The organism is Robertmurraya sp. FSL R5-0851, from assembly GCF_038002965.1.
Classification (GTDB): Bacteria; Bacillota; Bacilli; order Bacillales; family Cytobacillaceae; genus Robertmurraya_A; species Robertmurraya_A beringensis.
Map to the genome: position 1 here is coordinate 1,477,323 of NZ_JBBOOE010000001.1, position 19,755 is coordinate 1,497,077.

At 38.4% G+C, this 19,755-nt stretch carries 17 protein-coding genes; all 17 read left to right on the forward strand.

All coding sequences use genetic code 11. The features are described 5' to 3' along the window. Positions 1-26 precede the first annotated feature (26 nt). The 17 genes from bshC to ftsA all read left to right on the forward strand — a co-directional run bounded on the left by bshC (position 27) and on the right by ftsA (position 19,729). Positions 27-1,661 carry a bacillithiol biosynthesis cysteine-adding enzyme BshC gene (gene bshC / locus MKX65_RS07720; RefSeq protein ID WP_160545681.1) on the forward strand — a complete coding sequence of 545 codons (1,635 nt, stop codon included), beginning with the start codon at positions 27-29 and terminating at the stop codon, positions 1,659-1,661. A gap of 208 nt (positions 1,662-1,869) precedes the next feature. Continuing rightward, positions 1,870-2,301, forward strand: coding sequence for a division/cell wall cluster transcriptional repressor MraZ (gene mraZ, locus MKX65_RS07725; RefSeq protein WP_160545680.1), 432 nt, complete (start codon positions 1,870-1,872; stop codon positions 2,299-2,301). Between the two features lie 39 nt (positions 2,302-2,340). Beyond that, a complete protein-coding gene (gene rsmH / locus MKX65_RS07730; protein ID WP_160545679.1) occupies positions 2,341-3,273 on the forward strand; it encodes a 16S rRNA (cytosine(1402)-N(4))-methyltransferase RsmH in 933 nt (310 codons plus the stop codon). A gap of 21 nt (positions 3,274-3,294) precedes the next feature. Next, positions 3,295-3,648, forward strand: a complete 354-nt coding sequence (gene ftsL / locus MKX65_RS07735) for a cell division protein FtsL (RefSeq protein WP_160545678.1) — start codon at positions 3,295-3,297, stop codon at positions 3,646-3,648. Then, the gene (locus tag MKX65_RS07740) at positions 3,648-5,867 is read left to right on the forward strand and encodes a penicillin-binding transpeptidase domain-containing protein (protein ID WP_160545677.1); all 2,220 of its coding nucleotides are present in this window, start codon (positions 3,648-3,650) and stop codon (positions 5,865-5,867) included. Before ftsL ends, MKX65_RS07740 begins: the two co-directional genes overlap by 1 nt. Positions 5,868-6,000: 133 nt before the next feature. Next, positions 6,001-7,956, forward strand: a complete 1,956-nt coding sequence (locus MKX65_RS07745; RefSeq protein ID WP_160545676.1) for a stage V sporulation protein D — start codon at positions 6,001-6,003, stop codon at positions 7,954-7,956. 148 nt (positions 7,957-8,104) lie between these two features. Continuing rightward, positions 8,105-9,565, forward strand: coding sequence for a UDP-N-acetylmuramoyl-L-alanyl-D-glutamate--2,6-diaminopimelate ligase (locus MKX65_RS07750; RefSeq protein WP_160545675.1), 1,461 nt, complete (start codon positions 8,105-8,107; stop codon positions 9,563-9,565). Positions 9,566-9,719: 154 nt separating this feature from the next. Then, positions 9,720-10,694, forward strand: a complete 975-nt coding sequence (mraY, locus tag MKX65_RS07755) for a phospho-N-acetylmuramoyl-pentapeptide-transferase (RefSeq protein ID WP_340903113.1) — start codon at positions 9,720-9,722, stop codon at positions 10,692-10,694. Next, positions 10,695-12,047, forward strand: coding sequence for a UDP-N-acetylmuramoyl-L-alanine--D-glutamate ligase (gene murD / locus MKX65_RS07760; protein ID WP_340903115.1), 1,353 nt, complete (start codon positions 10,695-10,697; stop codon positions 12,045-12,047). A gap of 96 nt (positions 12,048-12,143) precedes the next feature. Then, entirely contained in the window at positions 12,144-13,244 is a 1,101-nt protein-coding gene (spoVE, locus tag MKX65_RS07765) for a stage V sporulation protein E (protein ID WP_160545672.1), read from the forward strand. 206 nt (positions 13,245-13,450) lie between these two features. Continuing rightward, positions 13,451-14,557 (forward strand): undecaprenyldiphospho-muramoylpentapeptide beta-N-acetylglucosaminyltransferase, encoded by a 1,107-nt coding sequence (murG, locus tag MKX65_RS07770; protein WP_340903116.1) that lies wholly within the window; start codon positions 13,451-13,453, stop codon positions 14,555-14,557. A 78-nt stretch (positions 14,558-14,635) separates the two neighbouring features. Beyond that, positions 14,636-15,544, forward strand: coding sequence for a UDP-N-acetylmuramate dehydrogenase (gene murB, locus MKX65_RS07775; protein WP_340903119.1), 909 nt, complete (start codon positions 14,636-14,638; stop codon positions 15,542-15,544). 163 nt (positions 15,545-15,707) lie between these two features. Further along, a complete protein-coding gene (locus MKX65_RS07780) occupies positions 15,708-16,502 on the forward strand; it encodes a cell division protein FtsQ/DivIB (RefSeq protein WP_340903121.1) in 795 nt (264 codons plus the stop codon). Continuing rightward, on the forward strand, positions 16,480-17,181 hold the full coding sequence (locus MKX65_RS07785; RefSeq protein ID WP_340903122.1) for a DUF881 domain-containing protein: 702 nt from the start codon (positions 16,480-16,482) through the stop codon (positions 17,179-17,181). The genes MKX65_RS07780 and MKX65_RS07785 overlap by 23 nt, the downstream gene beginning before the upstream one ends. 52 nt (positions 17,182-17,233) lie before the next feature. Next, the gene (locus tag MKX65_RS07790) at positions 17,234-17,962 is read left to right on the forward strand and encodes a DUF881 domain-containing protein (protein WP_340903123.1); all 729 of its coding nucleotides are present in this window, start codon (positions 17,234-17,236) and stop codon (positions 17,960-17,962) included. Between the two features lie 2 nt (positions 17,963-17,964). Continuing rightward, positions 17,965-18,315, forward strand: coding sequence for a small basic family protein (locus MKX65_RS07795; RefSeq protein WP_160545668.1), 351 nt, complete (start codon positions 17,965-17,967; stop codon positions 18,313-18,315). 130 nt (positions 18,316-18,445) lie between these two features. Then, positions 18,446-19,729 (forward strand): cell division protein FtsA, encoded by a 1,284-nt coding sequence (gene ftsA, locus MKX65_RS07800; protein WP_340903125.1) that lies wholly within the window; start codon positions 18,446-18,448, stop codon positions 19,727-19,729. Positions 19,730-19,755: the final 26 nt, after the last annotated feature.

The following is a 19,755-nucleotide window of genomic DNA, read 5'->3' on the forward strand; positions in this document are numbered from 1 at the left end:
ACTGTAAAGAGAAAGGAAGTACATAAATGGAGATGGTTAATCTCTTTCTCCCATCAACGAATCAGTTTGCTACCGATTATAGTACTGGGAATTCATTCATACGTCCGTTATTTCATTATCAATTTCAAGAAACAGCGAGCTATCAGGAAAGAGTAAAAGATCTAGAAAATATAAGCTTTAAAAGGGAAGAGCTTGCTGACTATATTGGGGAGTATATGAGTAATTTCCCGAGTTCGAATGAAGTTGTTGCATCCATTTCTAAACTAAGGAACCCGGATAGCGTGGTGGTCATCGGGGGACAACAAGCAGGTATCTTAACTGGACCTCTATACAGTATACATAAAATCCTCTCTATTATTTTATTTGCTAAGAAGCAGGAAGCTGAACTATCTGTCCCGGTGGTTCCGGTTTTCTGGATAGCAGGTGAAGACCACGACTATGATGAAGTGAATCATATTTTTGTAGAAAAAGAAAATCAACTTGAAAAGTCAATCTACCCTGAGAAAGTTCTTGATAAACGAATGGTTAGCCATATTGAAATCAAGAAGGATGTTTTAAAGAATTGGGTTATTGACATCATCTCCTCCTATGGGGAGACGGAACACACGAAATCCCTGCTTCAATTTGCTGATGCTGCTATTGAAAATTCAGTAACGTTTGTTGACTTTTTTGCACATATTACGATGAGTTTGTTTAAAGAATATGGTTTACTAATCGTTGACTCCGGTGATAAGGGATTAAGAAAACTGGAAAAAGAATATTTTATTAATCAAATTAAAAGTACGAAAGAGATCACTGAAAAAGTAAAAAAGAAGCAGCAAGAGCTTGAAGGTATAGGAATGTCACAAACGATTGTGATCAATGATTCTTGTGCGAACCTTTTTTATTACGATGAAGTTTCTCATGAGAGGATTTTATTAGATTATATTCCGGAACAAAAACAATTTGTTGGTGCGTCTGGTTCTATCTCTTTTTCATATGATGAAATGCTAGAGATTGCTAGTGAGTTTCCTGAACGCTTAAGCAATAATGTCGTGACAAGACCTCTAATGCAAGAATGCCTGTTTCCAACATTAGCCTTTATTGCAGGACCTGGAGAGATTGCTTACTGGGCTGAGTTAAAGGAAGTGTTTGAGCATTTTGATATGAAAATGCCTCCGATTGTTCCGCGGTTAAACATTAGTTTGATTGAACGAAATGTGAGCTCAGACATGGAAGAATTAGGGTTAAAGCTAGAAGACGTATTAACTGCGGGAACAGGAAAGCAAAAGGAATTATTTCTAGATACCAACCGTGACAGTAGTTTCCAAGCATTGTTTGCTCAAACAAAAGACCAGTTAGTTAAGAACTACCTGGAAATTGAGAAAAAGACAGAGCAGCATTATAAAGGCATGCTACCATTGTTGAAAAAAAATGAGAGCTTATTATTAAAGCAAATTGATTTTATGGAAAATCGACTTGAACTTGCGTTGCTACAAAAGCATGAAGTGGTTATAGAAAAATATAATCGAATCGAACGTAGACTTAAGCCATCTGGTTCACCGCAAGAAAGAATTTGGAACCTCTTTTATTTCCTTAACCAGTACGGATTGTCGTTTATCGATGAATTAATAACACAATCGTATTTGTTTGATGGTAGTCACCAAGTGGTAAAATTATAAACTAGGAAAGACCTTGTCGTTATGATAAGGTCTTTTTTGTCGGTTTTTATAAATTTTTATATGATTTTAAAGGTTTTTATAAGAAAAAGGGGAATCATTCTCATTCTATTTTTGCAGGAAAATATCAGTGTGGGGAGAATTTATAAAAACATGTGGAGGAAAGTGGGGGATTGTGGTACATTTAGGGTAGAGAGTGGGGGTAGCGGGCATGTTTATGGGTGAATACCATCATAATGTTGATACGAAGGGACGCTTAATTGTGCCTGCAAAGTTCCGTGAACACTTAGGAGAAACCTTTGTGTTAACACGCGGCTTAGATCAATGTTTATTTGGTTATCCTCTTAGTGAATGGGATCTGATTGAGGAAAAGCTCAAAGGGTTACCATTAACTAAAAAAGACGCTCGTGCATTTACCCGTTTTTTCTTCTCAGGTGCGACTGAATGTGAAGTGGATAAACAAGGAAGAATAAACATTGCTACTCCACTAATGCAATACGCAAAGCTTGAAAAAGAATGCGTCGTTCTCGGAGTCTCAAACCGAATTGAAATTTGGAGTAAGACATTATGGGAAGAATACTTTACAGAATCTGAGCAATCTTTTGCTGAAATTGCAGAGAATATGATTGGGTTTGATATTTAAGTATTCTATTCATGGGCGTAATTCGAAAGGTGGACAACAATGTTTGAACATACTACCGTGCTTTTGCACGAAACGGTTGATGGACTCAATATTAAACCTGATGGTATATATGTGGACTGTACAATGGGTGGAGCGGGGCATAGTGGGCTTATCCTATCCAAGTTGTCAAAGGAAGGAAGATTATTTGCCTTTGACCAAGATGACGTAGCTATTGAAAATGCAAAGGAAAAATTAGCAGCATATGAAGGGCAATTAATTATTGTAAAAAGTAATTTTCGATACCTTCAAGAGGAATTAAACAAGCGAGGGATTGAAAAGGTTGATGGAGTTCTTTATGATTTAGGCGTTTCCTCCCCACAATTAGACACACCGGAACGAGGATTTAGTTATCACCATGATGCCCCTTTAGACATGAGAATGGATCAACAGGCAGATCTCTCCGCATACGATGTTATTAATTCCTGGAGTTTTGAAGAATTAGTGAAAATATTTTTTAAGTATGGAGAAGAGAAATTCTCCAAACAAATTGCTAGGAAAATTGAGGCGGCAAGGGAAATAAAGCCAATTTCAACAACAGGAGAGCTAGTAGACTTAATCAAAGAGGGAATACCGGCTCCGGCTCGAAGAAAAGGTGGACATCCAGCTAAACGAATTTTTCAAGCCATCCGAATTGCAGTTAATGACGAATTAGGTGTATTTGAAGATTCGTTAAATCAAGCAATTGATTTACTGAATCCTGGTGGAAGAATTAGTGTCATTACTTTCCACTCATTAGAGGATCGGATATGTAAGGTGATATTTAAGAAGGGCAGTGAAACACCAGACCTTCCAAAAGGATTGCCTATTATCCCGGATGAATACAAACCAGAACTAAAGTTAATTACGAGAAAACCAATTGTGCCATCAGAAGAAGAATTAGAACATAACAATCGAGCACGTTCGGCAAAACTACGTGTTGCCGAAAAGCTGTAAACCTATCTAGGAGGGAATAGGATGAGTAACTTAGCAAGGAAGCTTCAGCAGGAACAGCAGCAACAAACCGTACAAGCACCTCAAAAGGTAAGAAAGACCAACTCATGGTTGTCTCCTGGAGAGAAAATCCTTGGTGTCACTTTTTGTGCCGCTCTATGCTTTGGTGCCGTACATATTATCTCAAATCAAGCGGCAATTTATGAATTGAATAAGGATATTCAAAATACCTCTGTCAAGTTAGAGGATCAACAAAAGATTAATAATGATTTGAGTATGCAAGTAGGAGAGTTAAGCACTCCAGATCGAATCCGCAGCATGGCAGAAAAGCTTGGATTAAAGCTTAATGACAATAATGTTAAGGTTGTGCAGGAGTAATGACAAAGAAACAGCCCAATATGAATGTGGGAGCAGCGATATTATTTATAATATTTAGCCTGCTCTTTTTTGTCTTAATTTTTCGGTATGTAACGATTTTGGCAACAGGAGAAGTGCACGGGCAGAACTTGTCTGCTATCGCTCAGCAAAAATATGAGAAAGAGGCAACGATTGAGGCTACAAGAGGAACGATCTATGACAACAATGGTGAAGTGATTGCAGAAGATACAGCTTCCTTCAAGTTAGTTGCGATTCTGGATGAAACATTAACTACTAATCCTAAAAATCCAAGACATGTTGTTGACAAAGAAAAGACGGCCAGAGAGTTGTCAAAAGTGATTGATTTAGAAGAATCAGAGATTTATAGAATTCTTTCTAAAGAAGGTGCTAAGCAGGTAGAGTTCGGAACGAAGGGGAGAGATATTTCAATTCAAGTTAAGAAGGAAATTGAGAATCTGAAACTTCCAGGAATTACATTTATACGTGGATCAAAGCGTTTTTATCCAAACGGCATTTTTTCCTCTCACGTCGTAGGCTATGTTGATGTGGATGAAGAAACGAATCAAACGGTTGGGCAGCTTGGGATCGAAAAATCCATGAATGAGGAATTAACCGGTATTAACGGGAAAGTAAACTACCCTGGTGACTTTTGGGGGGATATCCTACCCGGCGGTGAAGAAAATGTAACAGCGGCTAAGGATGGATATGATATTTATTTAACACTCGATAAAAAGATCCAGAGTCTTCTTGAAGATGCTTTGAACAAAGTGGAAGAGGAGTATGATCCAGCTAAAATGGTTGCGGTGGTAGCTGATCCGAAGACAGGTGAAATTTTAGCGATGGCGCAAAGACCAACGTTCCATCCAACAACAAGAGAAGGAATTTCTGATACCTGGCATAATGAAGTGATCGAAAACTCATTTGAACCAGGATCAACAATGAAAATCTTCACTCTTGCGGCTGCCGTTCAGGAAGGGGTTTTCAATCCCAACGAAGGGTACCAATCAGGTTCATATAAACCAACGGAAAATTCGCAAAGGATTCACGACCATAATGGTAGCGGGTGGGGGACAATTTCCTACTTAGAAGGATTACAAAGATCTTCAAATGTAGCGTTTGCTAAACTTGTGAAGGAAAAGATCGGGTATGATACGTTTCGAGAGTATTTAACGAAGTTTGGATTTGATCAGCCAACTGGGATTGACCTTCCAAACGAAACGAGTGGAAAAATTGTCTACCAATACCCAATCGATAAAATTACAACAGGGTATGGCCAAGGTACAGCCATCACACCCATTCAGCAAATTCAAGCAGCCACTGCCATTGCAAACGGCGGTAAGATGGTAAAACCCCATGTGATTGATAAGATTGTTGATCCAGCGTCAGGAAAGACGATTAAGCAAACAGAAACAGAAGTTGTCGGAACACCGATCTCCGAGGAAACCGCCAACCAGGTTCTTGAGTATCTAGAGACCGTGGTTAGTTCGCCGAAGGGAACAGGGTATAACCGATATAATATTGAAGGCTATCAGGTTGCTGGGAAAACAGGTACTGCAAGCATGACCCAAAATGGTGTGTACTTAAATGGGAAAAATGATTATGTGTTTTCGTTTTTAGGAATGGCACCAGCAGATGATCCGAGATTAATTATTTATGTTGCCGTACAGCAGCCGAAGGTAGAACATTATTCAGAAGGATCTATACCGGTTTCTATGATTTTTAATCCTGTGATGAAAAACAGTCTTCAGTATTTAAATATTGAGCCAGCTGAACAAAAGGAAGTAGAGCCAATTACTGTTCCAGATTTCTTAAATAAAAATATTGGAGAAGCTGGAGAGCAAATAACTGGCTTTGGAGCGCACAGTATTGTTATAGGGAATGGAACGAGCGTAATTGCACAATCTCCACAAGCGGGAGAGAAAATACTCGCCGGAGAAAAAGTATTCCTTGTAACAGATGGAGACTTAACGATGCCGGATGTTACAGGCTGGTCCTTAAGGGATGTTGTTAAGATTGCTTCACTTGCAAATTTACAACTAAATACAACTGGAAGCGGCTATGTGACAAAGCAAAATATCAGTGTAGGTAGTGTTATAGCAGCGGGTGATCATTTAGTGATTCACTTGAAGGCACCGACAGACGAAGAAACGAAGCTCGGTGATGATGCCTCTGAGGAAACGGAAACAGAGGAAGGAACAGAAGAGCAAACAGAAGAGTAAACAGAAGAGCAAACAGAAGAAGTGGAATCAGAATAATCTTAGAACGTACAAGTGATGCTTGTGCGTTCTATTTTTTTTTGTACAAGCATATAGTGGAACGAGCCATATATGTTGTTAGGAGGTTCTAACGAAGATGCGAGTGTCAAATGTTACAGTACGAAAAAGACTAACGATCTCACTTTTAGTAGGGTTTCTCATTTTCTTTATTATTGATGTAAGGCTAGGGTATGTACAATTTGCCTTAGGAAATATTTTAACTGACGGAGCGAAGGATCTTTGGAGTCGGAATATTCCTTTTGAACCCGAGCGGGGTGAAATTGTTGATCGTAACGGTGTTGCACTCGCTACAAATAAAAGTGCACCGACCGTTTATGTAGTGCCAAGACAGGTGAAGGATCCTGCGAAAACAGCAGAGCAGCTAGCTGCCGTTTTAAACTTTTCAAAAGAGAAAGCGTACCAATATGTAACAAAGTCAGCGTCGATCGTGAGAATTAATGAGGGGCGAAAAATTACCCATGAAAAGGCGAATGAAGTTCGTGATTTGAACTTAGAAGGTGTATATATCGGAGAAGATTCGAAACGCCACTACCCGTTTGGTAACTATTTATCTCATGTTCTCGGTTTCACTGGAAGTGATAATCAGGGATTAACAGGACTTGAAGCGTATTATGACAAAGAGCTCATGGGGGAAGAAGGATCTGTAAAATTCTATGCAAATGCCAAAGGGCAAAGAATGAATGATATGGCAGATGACTATGAGGCTCCTGTTGATGGATTAGATTTAAAACTAACAATAGATTCTAAAGTACAAACAATCGTTGAACGAGAGTTAGATAATGCGCAAGCACAATATAATCCTGACGGTATGATCGCTATAGCTATGGACCCGAATACAGGAGAGATTTTGGCTATGTCAAGCCGGCCAGGGTTTGATCCAGCTGAGTTCCAAGAGGTAGATCCTGAAGTATATAACCGAAATCTCCCTGTTTGGAGTACGTATGAACCAGGATCAACCTTTAAGGTTATTACACTAGCAGCTGCACTTGAAGAGGGGAAAGTAGATTTAGAGAATGATCACTTTCATGATTCTGGATCGGTCAAGGTTGGTGGAGCGACACTAAGATGCTGGAAACGAGGGGGACATGGGTCGCAAACCTATTTGGAGGTTGTGCAAAATTCCTGTAACCCAGGTTTTGTCCAATTAGGTGAAAGTCTCGGAAAAGATACATTATTTAAGTATATTAAAGATTTTGGATTTGGACAGAAAACAGGAATTGACTTGCAAGGAGAAGGAAAAGGAATCTTATTTAATCTAGATCGAGTTGGACCAGTGGAGTTAGCTACGACTGCATTTGGTCAAGGGGTTTCAGTTACGCCTATTCAACAGGTGGCTGCGATATCGGCAGCAATTAACGGTGGAACGTTATACACCCCTTATATTGCGAAGGAATTAGTTGACCCGCGAACGGGTGAAATTGTAATGAAAAAATCACCAGTAGCGAAACGAAAGGTAATTTCAGAAGAAACGTCAGAGAAAATTCGATACGCTCTTGAAAGTGTAGTGGCACAAGGGTCAGGTGGAAGGGCTTTTGTTGAAGGTTACCGAGTAGGTGGTAAAACAGGAACAGCGCAAAAGGTAAAGGACGGAAGGTATATGGAAAACAATCATATCGTGTCTTTTATTGGATTTGCTCCAGCGGACGACCCGCAACTCGTTGTGTATGTGGCTGTTGACAATCCTAAGGGAACCACGCAGTTTGGGGGAGTGGTTTCCGCACCAATTGTAGGTAGCATTATGGGTGATAGTTTGAGGGCTTTAGGAGTTGAACCAAGGAAGGGGCAGCTAGAAAAAGAATACAAGTGGCCTGATGTACCATTGATTGAGGTTCCTGATGTTGTTGGGATGACAAAAACAGAACTTGGTGATCTATTTGTTAATCTAAAAATTGAAACCTCCGGAGAGGGGAATGTAGTTGTAAAACAAACTCCGGAAGCAGGGGTAAAGTTAAAAGAAGGATCAACCATTCGATTGTATTTTGATAATGTGGAACAGAAAGAAGACGAGAAAGAGAAAGAGAAAGAAGAATAGACTGATTCAGTGAGCAGGCGGCGAAATTTTTTCGCCGTCTTTTCAAAATGCTACATTATAGAATAGCGAAATAGAGTAACTTCATGTAAAATAGATAGGCGCATGCTTTTTTTGGGAAGTAGGTTAAATTATGAGAGGATTTGAGGAAATGAAACTACATACACTGGTCAATTACCTTCAACCGTTTGTTCCTTTTAAGGGTGAGAATCCAGACATATTACACATACATAATGATAATCGTAAAGTAACAGATGGAAGTTTATTTATTTGTATAAAAGGTTTTACTGTCGATGGTCATGACTTTGCTGAGAATGCAGTTAAGTCTGGTGCGGTAGCCGTTATAGCAGAAAGACCTTTACAAGTGGATGTACCTGTTGTAATTGTAAAAGATACAAAACGTGCAATGGCGGTTATAGCAGATGCATTCTATGGGCAGCCAAGTCAGAAAATGAAAGTTGTTGGAATCACCGGGACAAACGGGAAAACAACAACGAGTCATATTATCGAACATATTCTGAAAGAGGCAGGAAAAAAAACTGGGCTAATTGGGACCATGTATACAAAAATTGGTGAGGATGTTCTTGAAACAAAAAATACGACTCCTGAAAGCTTAACTTTACAGAACATTTTTCATCAAATGATTGAAAATCTTGTTGATAGTGCGGTTATGGAGGTTTCCTCTCATGCGCTAGTGGAAGGAAGAGTACACGGAACGGACTTTGATGTTGCTGTATTTACCAATTTATCACAGGATCATTTAGATTTTCATGGTTCGATGGAGGAGTATAAGAGAGCAAAAGGTTTATTGTTTGCCCAGCTAGGGAATAAGTTTACACTCAATCAACCAAAATATGCTGTACTAAATGCAGATGACGAGGCTAGTGAGCAGTACGCACATTCCACTTCAGCACATATCCTAACATATGGAATTCAGAATGATGCAGATATTAAAGCATCTGGTATTTCCATGTCAGCTAAAGGGACTACTTTTTTATTAGTTACTCCATTCGGTACCTCTAACGTGACGATCAAACTCGTTGGGAAATTTAATGTATACAATGTACTCGCGGCTATAGGTGCAGCAATGGCACTTGGAATTCCATTATCCGTCATAACGGACGCTTTAAGTATAATGGAAGGGGTAGCAGGAAGATTTGAACTCGTCGACGCAGGGCAAAACTTTACGGTTATTGTTGATTACTCGCATACACCAGATAGTCTACAGAATGCACTTGAGACCATTCAAGAATTTGCTGTAGGGAAGACGCATGTGGTTGTTGGCTGCGGCGGTGACCGTGACCGTACAAAGAGACCATTGATGGCGAGAATTGCTTGTGATTTTGCCGATGAAGCCATTTTTACTTCTGATAATCCGAGAAGTGAAGATCCATTTGCGATTTTAAAAGAGATGGAAACAGGGGTTGAAGGAAGAGAATATAAAGTCATCGAAGATCGAAAGCAGGCGATTTTCGAGGCGATTAGCCAAGCCGAAGAAAATGATATTATTCTCATTGCTGGTAAAGGTCATGAAACCTATCAGCAAGTAGGAAAAGATATCCACCATTTTGACGACAGACTTGTTGCAAAGGATGCCATATTAAAAAAATAAAGCGTAAAGCAAGGAAGGCTAGAATTTACATGATATTATACAAATTTTCACATGAAAAACTTCTGAATACAGAGGAACAAACATATGATATTGCTGTACTACATAAACAGCTTATTCATACTAGTGTTTCCGTGATGGAAAAAGTGGGGGGAAAGTGATGGAGCAAGTTATTTTATTCACAATATTAGTGGGATTTCTTATTTCGGTCATCCTATCCCCAATTTTGATTCCGTTTTTAAGAAGGTTGAAATTCGGACAAAGCATTAGAGAAGAAGGACCTAAATCGCATCAAAAGAAATCAGGTACTCCGACGATGGGCGGAACAATGATTTTATTATCTATCGTTGTTACAACTATTGTGATGACATCGAAGTATTCAGAGCTTTCCGTACAAACATATTTACTACTTTTTGTAACCATTGGATTTGGTTTATTAGGATTTTTAGATGACTTTATTAAAGTAGTCATGAAGAGAAATTTAGGATTAACCTCAAAACAAAAACTATTTGGACAAATCGTTATTTCGTTTATTTTTTATTTTATTTTAAGACAAAATGAATTTTCAACAACAGTCTCCATTCCACTAACTGACATTTCTTTTGACCTTGGATGGCTGTATGTATTTTTTATCATTTTCTGGTTGGTCGGATTTTCGAATGCTGTCAATTTAACAGATGGTCTAGATGGTCTTGTTTCGGGGACAGCGGCTATTGCTTTTGGAGCTTTTGCAGTATTGTCTTGGAACCAAGAGGCATATGATGTAGCCATTTTCTCTTTAGCAGTTGTTGGTGCAGTCCTAGGATTTCTTGTTTTTAATGCCCATCCCGCTAAAGTATTTATGGGAGATACTGGATCTCTTGCTTTAGGGGGAGCGATTGCAACTATTGCCATCTTAACTAAACTAGAAATTCTGCTTATCATTATCGGAGGAATATTTGTTGTTGAAACCCTGTCTGTCATTCTGCAGGTGATTTCTTTTAAAACAACTGGTAAAAGGATATTCCGTATGAGTCCTTTGCACCATCATTATGAGTTAATCGGTTGGTCCGAATGGAGAGTAGTTGTCACATTCTGGACAGTTGGGTTATTATGTGCAGTATTAGGAATCTATATTGAGGTGTGGTTGTAATTGAGAGATATTAAAGATTATGTTCATAAAAAAGTACTTGTACTAGGTTTAGCGAAGAGTGGGGTCGGTGCAGCAAATTTGTTGCACCGTTTAGGTGCGTTTGTCACTGTAAATGATAACAAACCATTGTTTGAGAATCCAGAAGCTCAAGGATTGCTTGAACAAGGGATTACAGTTATTTGCGGAAGTCATCCCGTCGAGCTTTTAGATGATGGCTTCGAGCTTATCGTAAAGAACCCAGGTATTCCTTATCATAATGAGATGATCCAAGCGGCCATTGAAAAAGGGATTCCCATTATTACTGAAGTTGAGCTTGCGTATCAAATTTCTGAAGCTCCTTTTATTGCTATAACAGGTACAAATGGAAAAACTACAACAACCACTCTTATCTTTGAAATGTTAAAGGCGGGAAATAAGGCTCCTTTGATTGCGGGGAACATTGGAACAGTCGCATCAGAGGTGGCTCAGCAAGCTACATCTGAAAATACAATTGTTATTGAACTATCATCGTTTCAGCTAATGGGAATTACAACATTCAAGCCGAGGATTGCTATACTCACTAATCTGTATGAGGCCCATTTAGACTATCATGGTACCAAAGGAGAGTATTGGAGCGCGAAAGCAAATATAACTAAGTACCAAACAGAAGAGGATTACTTTATCGTTAATGGAGATCAAGAGAGCACTTTCGAAATTGGTCAAAAAAGCAAGGCAGACTGTGTTCCTTTTTCTACAAGAGAATTCCAATCAAATGGTGCTTATGTATTAGATGATTATTTGTATTTTAAAGATGAAAAGATTATTGAAATCTCTGATATTGTTTTACCTGGAGCGCATAACCTTGAAAATATCCTTTCAGCAGTAGCTGCAGCGAAGCTTACAAATGTTTCAAACGAAGCCATTGTTGAGGTTTTGACGACCTTTACAGGTGTTAAGCATCGTCTTCAATATATAGGAGAGATCGAAGGACGTAAGTTTTATAATGATTCAAAAGCAACAAATATATTAGCGACAGAAAAAGCTTTGACTGCATTCAAGACACCTATTGTGTTACTTGCCGGAGGATTGGATCGTGGAAACGGATTTGACGAGTTAATTCCATTCTTGCACAATGTGAAAACTGTTGTCACGTTTGGACAAACGGCTCGTAAAATTGAGGAAGTAGCACAGAAGGCAGGAATAAAAACAATTCTCCGTGTCGATAATGTGGAAAAAGCCGTACCTGTTGCCTTTACACACTCAAATGCAGGAGATGTGATCCTTTTATCACCTGCATGTGCTAGCTGGGATCAATACAAAACTTTTGAGGTTAGAGGAGACATTTTTATCAATGCGGTGCATAAGCTTAAGTAAGGGCTTGTCTTATGGAGACAATTTTAACATAATCGTTTCTAATTAAGGTTTAATCCTCACTGTAAGCCCTAAAACTTGCATTCGAGGTGTGTTCTTTTGCCGACTAAAAAAGCTACTCCAGATCTGATATTATTGATTGTAACATTTACCCTATTAGCGACCGGATTAATTATGGTTTATAGTGCGAGTGCCATTTGGGCTGACTATAAATTTGATGATTCTTTTTATTTTGCTAAACGACAAATGTTGTTTGCAGGGGTCGGCATTGTGACCATGTTCTTCATTATGAATGTCGATTATTGGACGTGGCGAACTTTTGCAAAAATGATCATAATCATCTGCTTTGTGCTTCTTATTCTTGTACTCATCCCAGGGATAGGAAATGTAAGAAATGGTTCCCGAAGCTGGATTGGGGTAGGTGCGTTTTCAATTCAGCCTTCAGAGTTTATGAAGCTTGCAATGATTGCGTTTTTAGCTAAGTTTCTTTCAGAAAATCAAAAAAAGATCACTTCGTTCAGAAAAGGTTTAATGCCATCCCTTGGTTTAGTATTTCTTGCCTTCGGGATGATTATGCTACAGCCTGACTTAGGGACTGGAACGGTGATGGTTGGAACATCGGTTGTCATGATTTTTATTGCTGGTGCGAGGATTGGTCATTTTGTCGGCTTAGGGCTGCTTGGGGTAATTGGGTTTGTTGGCTTAGTTATCTCAGCTCCTTACCGAATCAAAAGGATTACCTCCTTTTTAGATCCATGGGAGGATCCACTCGGAAGTGGTTTTCAAATCATTCAGTCACTATATGCGATTGGACCAGGCGGGTTATTTGGTTTAGGATTAGGACAAAGTAGGCAAAAATTCTTTTATCTACCTGAACCACAAACCGATTTTATCTTTGCTATCTTGGCAGAAGAATTAGGTTTCATTGGAGGCTCCTTTGTACTACTTCTTTTCGCTTTATTATTATGGCGTGGAATTCGTATTGCACTGGGTGCTCCAGATTTATATGGAAGTTTCTTAGCTGTTGGAATTGTGGCAATGGTTGCTATTCAAGTAATGATCAATGTGGGTGTGGTTACAGGGCTTATGCCGGTAACTGGAATTACTCTCCCGTTTCTAAGCTATGGAGGTTCTTCCTTAACACTCATGCTTATGGCCATTGGGGTGCTACTGAATATTAGTAAACACTCGAAATTATGAGATAGGTAAGTTTAAGAACCCTGTTATTCATGCAGGGTTCTCTTCTGTTTATTATTACATTTAGATGACAATCGTTCGTTGTTTTTCGATTTGTCGTTTGAAATATAGTAAAATGGGGTAAAACGTGAGGGTGATTTTTTTCAGAAGACATCATGACTATCACCTATGAATAGTTGATTTTTCAACGTTAAGGAGAGTGGAAAGAATTGCGTATAGTTGTAAGTGGTGGTGGAACCGGTGGTCATATTTATCCGGCTCTTGCGCTTATTAGAGAGATACAAAAGGAACATAATAATGCTGAGTTTTTATATATCGGTACTGAAAAAGGATTAGAAAATACCATTGTTAAAAGAGAAAACATTCCTTTTCAATCCATACATATTACTGGGTTTAAACGTAAACTTTCAATAGATAATGTGAAAACGGTGATTAGATTCTTAAAGGGTGTTCAGAAAAGTAAGCAATATTTAAAAGAATTTAAAGCAGATGTAGTCATAGGAACGGGCGGGTACGTATGCGGTCCTGTTGTGTATGCTGCTTCTAAGCTTGGAATTCCAACAATCATACATGAACAAAACAGTGTACCGGGATTAACGAATAAGTTTTTAAGTCGATATGTCGATAAAGTTGCTATTTGTTTTGAAGAAGCGAAAAGCTATTTTCCTCAAGAAAAGGTTGAACTTACAGGAAATCCCAGAGCATCTGAAGTATTAAATAAGGATGGGATTAAGGGGAAACTGTCTGTTGGTTTAAAAACAAATGTTCCATCTGTATTAGTAGTAGGTGGAAGTCGTGGAGCACGGCCTATAAATGAAGCCATTTTAAAATCATTGTCAGTGCTTAGTGAAAAACCTTATCAAGTATTATATGTAACCGGAGAGGTTCACTATGATGAAGTACTCAAAGAAGTGGAATTAGTCGGGAACCCTGATAACGTCATAGTAAAGCCTTTTATTCATAATATGCCAGAAGTGCTTGCAGGAATGGATCTAATTGTTGCTCGAGCAGGTGCAACGACATTAGCTGAATTGACATCTTTAGGCGTACCTAGCATACTTGTTCCTAGCCCATATGTGACAAACAATCATCAGGAAAAAAATGCTCGCGCCTTAAGTGATCATGGTGCTGCCATTTTAATGCTTGAAAAAGACCTAACGGCTACTAAATTAGTAGAGCAAATGGATTCTCTCTTACTTAATAAAGAGAGCTTAAAAGAAATGAAGAAAGCAGCCTATAAATTAGGGATTCGTGATGCGGCCCAGAGACTGTATCGATTAATGGAGACGTTACTAACAAAAAGAAACGGTCGATAATAATGATTCCTAGGTTTGTAGCCTAGGTTTGACACGATGCATAAGATAAAATAACTCCGACTGAAAGGGGAGGTAGGAATGATTGGATTAGCTGAAGAATTAAAGCAGTCTAAGATTGGAACGGTAAAAGAAAATGAGCCAATGGCGAATCATACAACGATTAAGATTGGTGGACCTGCAGAACTTTTTGTAGAGCCCTCATCAGTAGAAAACTTAGAAGCGACCATGAATTTGATCCGCAAGTATAGAGTACAGTGGATTGCTATTGGAAGAGGGTCAAACTTACTCGTGTCTGATCGAGGAATTTCCGGTGTGGTAATTAAGCTTGGTGCAGGGGTAGATAAGGTTGAAATTAATGGAACTACACTTACGGTTGGTGGTGGACATTCACTTGTAAGCTTGGCAACTTCCATCAGTAGAAAAGGGTTATCCGGATTAGAGTTTGCTAGTGGGATTCCTGGGTCTGTCGGTGGTGCAGTGTTTATGAACGCGGGGGCACATGGCTCTGATATATCAAAGATACTCGAAAAAGCTCTTGTGCTTTTTGAAGACGGCACATTAGAATGGGTAGCTAATGAGGAAATGGAGTTTTCTTACCGAACCTCTGTGTTGCAAAAAAAGCGTCCAGGTGTTGTTGTTGAAGCTGTTTTTTCATTGAAAGAAGGAAACAAGGATTCTATTTTTGGTGAAATGCAAAAGAACAAAGACTACCGCAAAGAAACCCAGCCATGGAATTTCCCGTGTGCGGGTAGCATTTTTCGTAATCCACTGCCAAATTATGCAGGTAAGTTAATTGAGGTTGCTGGCTTAAAGGGATACCAAATCGGTGGGGCTAAAATATCAGAAATGCATGGGAATTTCATCGTAAATACAGGAAACGCAAAAGCTGACGATGTTTTACAGTTAATTCAGCATGTTAAGGATACGATATATGATTTGTATGAAGTAAAAATGGAAACAGAAGTTGAAATAATAGGAATAAAATAGGATGATTGTCCCCCTTACAAAGTATCAGTATGTGATATAATAAATACTTGGGAAATTACTTATTACCTAAAAATAACGGCATGATTTCTCGTGCCGTTGTTTTCACTTATAAAAAATTATTGGATTCTCTGTTTTTTACACAAAATATATTAGCGATAGTGAGGTGATTGGATTGGATCAGGGGAAAATAGTCTCGATTGAAGAACGGATTCCCAAATTGAAACAACAAAGACGAAAAAAGGCAAATAGAAGACTTGTAACCTTATTAAGTTTATTCTTCTTGTTAATCGTTTGTGTCGTTTATTTCCAATCACCGCTCAGTCATATTAAAAAAATAAGTGTTAGTGGTAATGACTTATATAAGGCTGAACTTCTTGTGAAAAACAGTGGCTTGTCCACTGGAATGAATATTTGGAAGCTTGATAAGAAAGAAGTGGAAACGAAAATAGAGAAGCTTCCGGAAATAAAATCAGCAACTGTAAAATGGTCATTTCCTAATAGTGTATTAATTACTGTAGAGGAATATGATCGGATTGCCGTTATTGCAAATGAAAATTCGTTTATTCCCGTGTTAGAGAATGGTGAAATACTAGAGGATGAAGGGATTACAAGCTCCCCTTCTAATGCCCCGATATTAATTGGTTTTACAGAAGGTGAGATCCTTGAAGAGATGGTTAATAGCCTGAAAGAGCTCCCGTTTGAAATTCTTTACTCCATTTCAGAAGTGAACTACACACCGAAAGAAACGGATCGTTTCCATATTTCTTTATATATGAATGATGGAAATGAAGTCAGTGCATCTTTAAGGAGTTTCTCAAAAAAAATGATACACTACCCTTCCATCGTTAGTCAGTTAGATCCGTCACAAAAGGGTGTCATTGATTTAGAGGTGGGTTCGTATTTTAAATCATACGACCCAGGAGGAGTTGAAACAAGTGAAGAAGAGGGTGAAGGGTAAACATGTTATCCTCTCGTTAGTTTTCCTTGTATTAGGTTATATGGTGTCTTTTTCTTACCATTTAACTAAGCAGGAAAAAGCACAAAATACGATAACGGACAAGCAGTGGAATCGTGATTTAGAATTGCGAAATCAGTTGATTTCACAGGAAGAAAGAAACCGAGAGCTTCAGAATGAATTAAAGGAAAAACAAGATAAAATTGTAGAGATTGAAGAAGAATTAGCGAAAGAAGAACAAGTTTTCTTCAATCTCGCGGAAGACGCGGAAAAATATCGTATGTTTGTAGGTAAAGTCAAGGTAAAAGGGAAGGGAGTAGAAGTGTCCCTTGCTGATGGTGACTACAATCCTAATGAAGAAAACATAAATAACTATATTGTTCATGAGCACCATGTCTTTAAAGTGATTAATGAGTTATATATTTCGGGTGCTTCGGCAATTGCGATTAATGGGCAAAGGCTCACACATAATTCCTATATTCTTTGTAATGGTCCAGTGATTGAAGTGGATGGATATCAACATCCTGCTCCTTTTGTTATTACGGCTATTGGTGATCCTGATGTGATGACCTCTGCTTTGAATTTAACAGGAGGAATTAAAGATATGCTGGTAAATGACAATATTGAAGTAACGATCCAGAAAAAAGAAGAAGTTATATTAGATCCGTTATTAGGCACTTAACTCTTTTTGAATGTTTTGTCCACAATAATGAAGAAAGCTAGGTGATTTTTACGTGGACAGAAAGAAAATAAACAGCTTGGTAATCATCGGGGTCATTGTTGGATTCATGCTTGCTATCCAATTTCAAACGGTCTCTAAACCAGAGGTACGAGACACAAGGGATACCTGGCAGCTTCGTGAGGATTTACTGAAGGAAAAGGAACTTCAATCCCGACTGATTAAAGAAATTCGTTCCATTGAAGAAAAATTGAACGAATACGAAACGGAAAGAGAACAGGGAAAAGGAAACACGTTAAGGAATACTCTAGAGGAATTAAAGCAAGAAGCAGGACTAACAGAGTTGACTGGCCCAGGTTTGACGATATACATAGAACAACTGAATGAAGAATTGATCTTAGGGACTTCTGGTGCTACACTTTCACCGGACCTATTAGAACGACTGCTAAATGAGATAAATATGTATGGTGCAAAACATGTTTCGGTCGCAGGTCAAAGGGTGATCAATACTACTGTAATCCGTGATATAAATGGCGAAACGAAAATAAACGGACGTTCCTTAACAAAATTTCCAATTGAAATTATCGTTTTGACGGAGGATTTTACCGTTGCGGAAAAGCTGTACAATCAAATGCAGGTTTCTAAATCAGCAGAAGAATTCTTTATTGATAATTTAACCGTCACCATAAAGAAGCCTGAGCTTTCCATTGCTGTCCCAGCCTTTGAAGATTCTATTCGAATTAGAGGTATGGAGCAAGTAAAATCTGACAAAGGAGATAGTTAATCATGTGGCTTCCCCTTTTAGGATTGATCATTGGAGTCGTCCTTGGATTATTAACAGATATATCTGTCCCTGAGGAATATTCCAATTATCTATCCATTGCCGTACTAGCTGCCCTTGATACTTTATTCGGTGGAATCAGGGCACATCTGCAAAATATATATGACGAAAAGGTTTTTGTTTCCGGTTTTTTCTTTAATATTATTCTTGCTGCAAGTTTAGCTTTTCTAGGTGTTCATCTTGGTGTAGACTTGTATTTAGCAGCAGTTTTTGCGTTTGGGGTAAGACTATTTCAAAATATAGCCGTGATTCGAAGAATTCTGCTAACAAAATGGTCTACAAATAAAGAAAAATAGAAAAAATTTGTATATTTTAAAAGGGAATATATTAAATTTGCCGAATAATCTTATAGATACATTATTATACGGTATGAAAAAATAGGAATTGTTGTTCAATTTTTTGAATTGTTAAAGGAGGTGCCAAAGAATGAACAGCAATGAAATATATGTAAGTCTTGACATCGGTACATCCAGCGTAAAAGTGATCATTGGAGAAATGGTCAATGACTCTTTGAATATTATTGGTGTTGGCAATGTTAAATCCGAAGGACTAAGAAAAGGATCCATTGTTGATATAGATGAAACCGTTCATTCTATTAGAAAGGCAATCGAACAAGCTGAGAGAATGATAGGCATGGAAATTAATAAGGTAATTGTTGGTGTAACTGGAAATCATGTGATGTTACAGCCATGTCATGGTGTAGTAGCTGTATCAAGTGAAAATCGTGAAATTACCAATGAGGATGTTGCTAGAGTAATTGATGCAGCACAAGTAATATCCATTCCACCTGAGCGTGAGATTATTGATGTCATTCCGAAGCAATTTATTGTTGATGGATTAGATGAAATTAATGACCCACGGGGAATGATAGGTGTAAGGCTTGAAATGGAAGGAACGATTATTACAGGTTCTAAGACGATTTTACATAATACTCTTCGATGCGTAGAACGTTCTGGATTAGAAATCCTTGATATTACTTTACAACCACTTGCTTCTGGTGCCTTTGCACTCTCAAAGGATGAAAAAAACTTAGGTGTGGCACTCGTTGATATTGGTGGGGGATCAACAACAATTAGTGTTTTTGAACATGGATTCTTACGAGCAGCAAGTGTACTTCCAGTTGGTGGAGACCATATAACAAAAGATATATCGATTGGTCTTCGGACATCTACTGAAGATGCTGAGAAAATAAAAACAAAACATGGACATGCATACTATGACCATGCTTCCGAAGAAGAAGTGTTTAGCGTACCGATTATCGGAAGTGATCAGCATCAACAATTTAACCAGCTTGAAGTTTCTGATATTATTGAAGCAAGAACGGAAGAAATTTTTGACCTTATACAAAATGAAATTAGACGTTTGGGCATTCGTGATTTACCTGGTGGTTATGTTTTATCAGGTGGAGTAGCAAACACTCAAGGAATTCTTGAATTAGCGCAAGTGGTTTTCCAAAACCGAGTTCGCATCGCCATTCCGGATTATATTGGAGTACGTGAACCGCAATACACGACTGCTGTCGGTTTAATAAAATTCGCTTACAAAAATGCTAAAATACAAGGTAGGTCTATTGGTAACAGTACGGCTGCTGGCGAATCAAAGGAAAAGAGAGTTCAAAAGCAGCCTCAACCAAAGGCAAAGCCGGACAAGCAGCCGGAAGAAAAAATGACATCACGAGTGAAAAAATTCCTTGGTTACTTTTTTGAATAGTATTCAATCGATCGCTACCGGGAATA

Coding starts and splice junctions, on each gene's coding strand:
- bshC (WP_160545681.1), top strand. CDS start 27: ATGGAGATGGTTAATCTCTTTCTCCCATCAACGAATCAGTTTGCTACC.
- mraZ (WP_160545680.1), top strand. CDS start 1,870: ATGTTTATGGGTGAATACCATCATAATGTTGATACGAAGGGACGCTTA.
- rsmH (WP_160545679.1), top strand. CDS start 2,341: ATGTTTGAACATACTACCGTGCTTTTGCACGAAACGGTTGATGGACTC.
- ftsL (WP_160545678.1), top strand. CDS start 3,295: ATGAGTAACTTAGCAAGGAAGCTTCAGCAGGAACAGCAGCAACAAACC.
- MKX65_RS07740 (WP_160545677.1), top strand. CDS start 3,648: ATGACAAAGAAACAGCCCAATATGAATGTGGGAGCAGCGATATTATTT.
- MKX65_RS07745 (WP_160545676.1), top strand. CDS start 6,001: ATGCGAGTGTCAAATGTTACAGTACGAAAAAGACTAACGATCTCACTT.
- MKX65_RS07750 (WP_160545675.1), top strand. CDS start 8,105: ATGAAACTACATACACTGGTCAATTACCTTCAACCGTTTGTTCCTTTT.
- murB (WP_340903119.1), top strand. CDS start 14,636: ATGATTGGATTAGCTGAAGAATTAAAGCAGTCTAAGATTGGAACGGTA.
- MKX65_RS07795 (WP_160545668.1), top strand. CDS start 17,965: ATGTGGCTTCCCCTTTTAGGATTGATCATTGGAGTCGTCCTTGGATTA.
- ftsA (WP_340903125.1), top strand. CDS start 18,446: ATGAACAGCAATGAAATATATGTAAGTCTTGACATCGGTACATCCAGC.